This window comes from Mesorhizobium sp. M7D.F.Ca.US.004.03.1.1 (assembly GCF_003998635.1).
GTDB classification, from domain to species: domain Bacteria; phylum Pseudomonadota; class Alphaproteobacteria; order Rhizobiales; family Rhizobiaceae; genus Mesorhizobium; species Mesorhizobium loti.
In genome coordinates, this window is record NZ_RZQG01000384.1 from 1 (window position 1) to 5,479 (window position 5,479).

Annotated in this window: 8 protein-coding genes and 1 pseudogene; 3 read left to right on the forward strand and 6 right to left on the reverse strand. The window is 63.1% G+C overall.

Annotated elements, in window-relative coordinates:
* On the forward strand, nucleotides 1-272 hold a 272-nt coding region (locus tag EN935_RS20510), incomplete at its 5' end, for a hypothetical protein (RefSeq protein ID WP_245489011.1).
* Between the two features lie 86 nt (nucleotides 273-358).
* Here the strand turns inward: EN935_RS20510 and EN935_RS20515 are convergent.
* Genes EN935_RS20515 through EN935_RS20530 form a run of 4 tightly spaced genes read right to left on the reverse strand, consistent with a single transcriptional unit; the run spans nucleotide 359 to nucleotide 3,107 of the window.
* On the reverse strand, nucleotides 359-727 hold the full coding sequence (locus tag EN935_RS20515; RefSeq protein WP_109663555.1) for a helix-turn-helix transcriptional regulator: 369 nt from the start codon (nucleotides 725-727) through the stop codon (nucleotides 359-361).
* On the reverse strand, nucleotides 724-1,254 hold the full coding sequence (locus tag EN935_RS20520; RefSeq protein WP_109663556.1) for a Smr/MutS family protein: 531 nt from the start codon (nucleotides 1,252-1,254) through the stop codon (nucleotides 724-726). Before EN935_RS20520 ends, EN935_RS20515 begins: the two co-directional genes overlap by 4 nt.
* Entirely contained in the window at nucleotides 1,251-2,375 is a 1,125-nt protein-coding gene (locus EN935_RS20525; protein WP_127262306.1) for a murein transglycosylase A, read from the reverse strand. Before EN935_RS20525 ends, EN935_RS20520 begins: the two co-directional genes overlap by 4 nt.
* A 24-nt stretch (nucleotides 2,376-2,399) precedes the next feature.
* Nucleotides 2,400-3,107: a Tim44/TimA family putative adaptor protein gene (locus EN935_RS20530; protein ID WP_109663559.1), complete on the reverse strand. Its 708-nt coding sequence runs from the start codon at nucleotides 3,105-3,107 to the stop codon at nucleotides 2,400-2,402.
* A 217-nt stretch (nucleotides 3,108-3,324) separates the two neighbouring features.
* Here EN935_RS20530 and EN935_RS20535 point away from each other — a divergent pair, with 217 nt between their 5' ends.
* Complete coding sequence (locus EN935_RS20535; protein WP_126066998.1) at nucleotides 3,325-3,825, forward strand: FxsA family protein; 501 nt, start codon at nucleotides 3,325-3,327, stop codon at nucleotides 3,823-3,825.
* 25 nt (nucleotides 3,826-3,850) lie between these two features.
* Here EN935_RS20535 and EN935_RS20540 read toward each other — a convergent pair whose 3' ends face one another.
* Nucleotides 3,851-4,324 carry a hypothetical protein gene (locus EN935_RS20540; RefSeq protein ID WP_127262307.1) on the reverse strand — a complete coding sequence of 158 codons (474 nt, stop codon included), beginning with the start codon at nucleotides 4,322-4,324 and terminating at the stop codon, nucleotides 3,851-3,853.
* 179 nt (nucleotides 4,325-4,503) lie between these two features.
* On the opposite strand from EN935_RS20540, the gene secB reads away from it, so the two are divergent.
* On the forward strand, nucleotides 4,504-5,004 hold the full coding sequence (gene secB / locus EN935_RS20545; RefSeq protein WP_109663564.1) for a protein-export chaperone SecB: 501 nt from the start codon (nucleotides 4,504-4,506) through the stop codon (nucleotides 5,002-5,004).
* Between the two features lie 122 nt (nucleotides 5,005-5,126).
* On the opposite strand, the pseudogene EN935_RS20550 reads toward secB, so the two are convergent.
* Nucleotides 5,127-5,479, reverse strand: a pseudogene (locus EN935_RS20550) (DNA polymerase III subunit epsilon); the annotation flags it as partial.

Below are 5,479 nucleotides of genomic sequence, written 5' to 3' on the forward strand. Positions count from 1 at the left end.
AGGCCGTGAACCGAAACCAACCATGGAGACTTCAGATGACTGCTTTTCTGCGAAACACCCTTCTCGCCGCTATCGCGGTGTCGAGCCTAGCCGGATCCGCTATGGCAGATCAGACCACCAGCTGTGCCAAAACCAACCTCAACGACCTCTGGGCTGGCCGTTGTTGCAGCGCTGCCGGGGCGTCGGACTGCCTGGGCGGCGGAAACAATGGCCACGACCATAGCGACAAAGGTGGCCGGGGAAACAATGGCGGCACGGCCGGCAAGAAATGATCACTGTTGACCGCCGGCGGGCTCTTCAGGTGAAGTGAACGCCGGCGCCACTAGGGGAACTCAGGCCCCTGGCACGAGCCGGCGAGTTATGGCCGCCGGCCGAGCGCCGCGCGGATCGATGCGGTGATGCGGCGAAGCTCCGCTTCGTCGAGTTTTTCGATGTTCTCGGCCAGGAGATTGGCCAGCTCGGTGGCAGCCGGGTTCAGACCCGACGTGTCGAGCTTGACGCGCGGGTGCGAGGCTTCGGCCAGCCGCGCCAGCTCCTCGGCGTCGTCCCAGATGATGTTGAAATAGCCGATGATCTTCTGGATCAGCGTCCAGGTCGGCGCGCCGCGCCTGCCATGTTCCAGCGCCGACAGATAGGCGGCGCTGACGCCGATCGCCGCCGCCATGTCCTTCTGGCTGACACGGCGTTCGCTTCTGAGCGTCCGCAGCTTCTCGCCGAACGGGGTCATGAACGCACCCGCCGCAGCCGGATATAAAGCGCGCCCGAACCGCCATGGTTGCGCGCGGCATGGTCGTGGCTGGAGACAAGCGGCCGGAAGGCAGGCGTCGACAGCCAGGCGGGTACGGCGCGCCGCAAGACGCCATCGCCACCGGAAGACGAGCCCTTGCCGGTGATGACCAGGACATAGCGGATGCCGCCGGCATGCGCCCGGTGCAGGAACGAAAACAGCAGCGAATAGGCCTCGTCCTGCGTCATGCCGTGCAGGTCGACGCGGCCCTCGATGGGCAGCCGGCCTTTCGACAGTTTATCCAGCGTCGGCTCGTCGAGGCGGTGCGTGACATGCTGAGCCTTCGGCTTTGCGGTCCCTGCGGCGTTGGTAGCGGCCAGCGCGGGCTGCGACTGACTTGGCTTGGCTTCGGCAGCAATTTCGGGGACGTCGACTGCAGTCCTGCCTTTGAGCGGCTTGGCCGTGCGCGCGACCAGGTTCCACAGAACCCGGTCGTCTTCGCTCAATTTGTCTGGGCGCCGGGTCATCGATTCGCACCCGGAAAGAGCACGCGCGGCACAAGCGCATAAAAATCGGCCGCATTGCGCACCACGCCGGCGATCTCGCCGGCCGCGTCGCCGGAGCCGGCGAAGAGATCACCCCGCGCCGGCCCGGTGATGGCCGAACCGGTGTCCTGCGCGATCATCAGGCGCCGGAACGGTTCTGCGTCGAAAGCGGTCAGTGTCGGGGCGTCGATGTAGAACGGCGTGCCGAATGTGTGCAGCAGGCGGTCGACGGCAATGGAGCGGCCCGGTGTCAGCGGCACCTTGGCGGCGGCGATCGGGCCAAGGGCCGCGTCCTCGACATCGGCCTCGCGGAAGAAAATGTAGGAGCGGTTCTGCCACAGGATCTCGTCGATGCGGTCGGGGTGCGCCTTGAACCAGGCGCGGATCGACTGCATCGTCACCTCCGTCAGCGGGATCTCGCCCATCTCGCTCAGGATCTTGCCGGGCCCGGTAAAGCGCTGGCCGGATTTGGCGGCATAGGTGACGCGGGCAAGCCGGCCGTCGGTCATGTTTAGTCGTGCAGCACCTTGCACGTGAATGAAGAAGGCATCGACCTTGTCGGCCAGCCAGGCGATTTCCAGGCCCTTGCCATCAAGCGCGCCGCGCTCGATCGCGCCGCGATCGAAATAGGCGACCGGCCCGTCCGGCGTCTGCCGCGCGAAAGCGAGATACGAATCCATTCCAGACGGCCGGTTGGCGTCGTCGATATCGACGAGATCGGCGGGGCGCGACAGCAGCGGCACCGAAAAACGGCCCGTTCGCACCGGCGAGGCTTCGACCACGGGCTCGTAGAAGCCGGTGACGAGGCCGGCGACGCCATTCTCGGCGCGGATGTGCGCCGGGACAAAATGGCGCTCGAAGAAGGACCGGGCTCCCTTTCGATCTAGAAATGGCGGCCGATTCGTCGGCGAAACGGAACGGGCCTCGGCGTAGGATTCGGCAAAGGCGTCGAAGTCGACGCCGAGCGCACCGCTGCGATAGGGTCTGGTCAGGACATGAAAGGCCGAGCGGCGAAAGGCTTCGAAGGCCGCCAGATGGTCGTCGTCCTCCCAGCCGGGGAGGTCAGCGAAAGATTTTCCGACAAAGAGGGACGATAGCGACACCGGAGCCTCGCCGCGTATCCGAACTCAGTCTTCTTCCTCGGTGGCGACGAGCTTCCAGTTCGGATCGCGCGAGCGCGTGTCGCGGGCGAAGGTCCAGACATCCTTGACCTCAGCGACAGTTTCCGGATCGCCGTCGATGACGGCGCCGGCCTTGTCGCGGGTCGCCGAAATGAGCTCGCTGATGATGCGCAGCGTGACATGCGCCTCGCCGCCCTTCATCTCGGCCGAGACGATGTCGGCCTTGTCGATGCCGACGAAGGAGGACTGGATCTTTTCCGCCTTGGCCTCGCGCTCGCCAATCGCGGCGACAAAGCCGTCAAAAACCTCGCGCGACAACAGGTTCTTCAGCGTTTTGCGGTCGCCGTCGGCATAGGCCATGACGATCATCTCGTAGGCCATCTTGGCGCCGTCGACAAAACCCTTCGGCTCGAAGGACGGGTCGTTGTCTTTGATCGTGCGCAGGCCCTTGTTGAGGTCGGTGTCGGGCTTGGCAAAAGCGTCGATCGCCGCATAGGTGTCGGCCGCCGCCGGCTCACCCGGCAGACGCTTGCGCGGCAGCGAAACGACATTTTCGGATTTCTGCGCGGCATCCTTGTCGCTGCGGGCCGCCGTGTAGGGATCGAAGGGCGGCCGTTCGCTGCCGGTACGACGGCCCAGCACATTGCGCAGCTGGAAAAAGATGACCACCGCCGCAATCAGGAAGAAAATCGTGCCGAAGTCGAAGAATCCCATATCTTCCGCCAATCAATCCCTGCCTTGTGGCCGGACCGTCAGGCCCAATGGCCGCGGTCGCATAGCGTTCAACATTCAAAGCATATAGAACGCAAGGCGCAATCATTCAAATCAAAGGCAGGCATACCTATCTAACAGCCTCAGTGCCAGCGGCGATTGCTCGCCGACGGCCAAAACAATCGAAACAGCCAAAACGATCGAAAAAGGTTGGCAAGACTTGCGCATTCCGTTCCTTCCGCTTTTTCTCCTGGCACTTCCTCTGCTGGAAATCGCCGGCTTCGTGGTTGTCGGACGCCAGGTCGGCGCCTTGGCGACGGTCGGCCTGGTGCTGGCGTCTGGTATCGCCGGCGCGCTGTTGCTCCGGCATCAGGGTTTCAGCGTCATGACGCGGATCCGGACCGAGATGGACGCCGGCCGCGATCCAAGCCGGCAACTGGCGCATGGCGCCATGATCGTGCTGGCGGCGATCCTGTTGATCATTCCCGGCTTCATCACGGATATTATCGGCCTGCTGCTGTTCCTGCCGCCGATCCGCGACCTTGCCTGGCGGGCGTTGAAGGGCCGCGTCGTGCTGGCCACCAATTTCTCGACCGGCGGCTTCCGCGGCCGGCAACGCGACAAGACCATCGACCTCGATGACGGCGATTATTCGCGCAGCGACGACTATGCGCGCGGTCCGGACCACAACTCGCCCTGGCGTCGCCTCAAGGACGAGTAGGGACGCCGCCCTCCAAGAGGCAGCATCATCGGTTCGCCACTCGAAAATCATGATAGGCCAACTCATAGGTCTTCTGTTCGAAACCAGGCCATTCCTCTTGCAAAGTGGTCGCTGAGCGCGCCCTGGAGAAATCGGCGTCCATCATCAGTTTCCATGCTTTTTGGCTTTGCAACTCGCGGGCTGCCTCGATGGCTTCCAGGAGACGCGCGTTGGTTGCGTTGGGGTGGGCTGCCTTCAGTCGAAGGACCATCATTTCATGCGGGTTGAATCTCAATATGGTACGGCGCGGGCCGATAAGCGGCTTAGCCGGCACGGCAGGATCGTCGACGAAAGGCACGTTGCGAAGTCTGGCATCGAACTCAATCATATTGAGCAAAAATTCGGATCTCAGGAGAAGGTATGCGGCATCCCAAAGGGGCAACTCAGCCATCTTGTCGAAGATGGACTTGGCTTCAGGTACCGACCGCAGCTTGGCCGTCAATTTTTTAGGTGTGATCATCTGGACCCTCGGCGACGCGAACAATAGCACTTTGATGCCATAAGACCGAAAGCGGAAATTCAAATGTGGCGCTACCACTACCGCAAGGCGGCAAACCTTGTCTTGTCATCCCCGCCATGGTAGCGAACGCCCGATTTCAATTCGGTCAGCGACGCTGCCCAGGCAAGAGGACAAGGCTTATGGCCAGCAAAGATGACGCGCCGGTCGGCGCAGCCAACGGAAACGGCAATGCGGCGCAGCCGTCGCTCAACGTGCTGGCGCAGTATGTGAAGGACCTTTCCTTCGAAAGCCCCGGCGCGCCGAATTCGCTGCGTGGCCGCGACAAGGCGCCCGGCATCGCCATCAACGTCAACGTCAACGCCAACCCGCTCTCCGACAAGCAGTTCGACGTCAACCTGACGCTGAACGCCAAGGCGTCCTTCGATCAGGAAGTGCTGTTCAATGTCGAGCTGGTCTATGGCGGCGTGTTCGCCATCAGCGGCTTCCCGCAGGAGCACATGCTGCCGATCCTGTTCATCGAATGCCCGCGCCTTTTGTTCCCGTTCGCCCGCCAGATCATAGCCGAGGCAACCCGCAACGGCGGCTTCCCGCCGCTGATGCTCGACCCGATCGATTTCGCGCAGATGTTCCAGCAGAAGCTGGCCGAAGACCAGGCGGCCACCAAGGTCAAGGTGAGCTGAGGCCTGCCAGCCACGAATTGTGAAAAACCCGGCCTCGCGTCGGGTTTTTGTTTTGGGGGGCGCCGGAGAGATATAGCTGAGACGCCGACGGGACAGCGCGAAGGATCGCTACGGAACGTACTTTAGTTCCCGACAACCTTCAGCCACAGTGCCTTTTCGCCAAGCGTGGCGACCATGCCGGCATGCGCGCCGCGCTCGGCTTCGGTGAGGCGCGGCGGCAAGGGTGCCGGCCGCTGGCTGATGACAATTTCGATCTGGCGGACATTCTCGTTGCCCCGGGCCGGCGCGGTGGCGCTGTCGAGGACGAGGGCCGCCTGCTTGCCGCCGATCAGCTCGATATAGACCTCGGCCAGCAATTCGGAATCGAGCAGGGCGCCGTGCTTGGTGCGCCTTGTGTTGTCGATGCCGTAGCGCCGGCAGAGCGCGTCGAGCGAATTGGGACCCATCGGATGCTTGCGGCGTGCCAGTGCCAGCG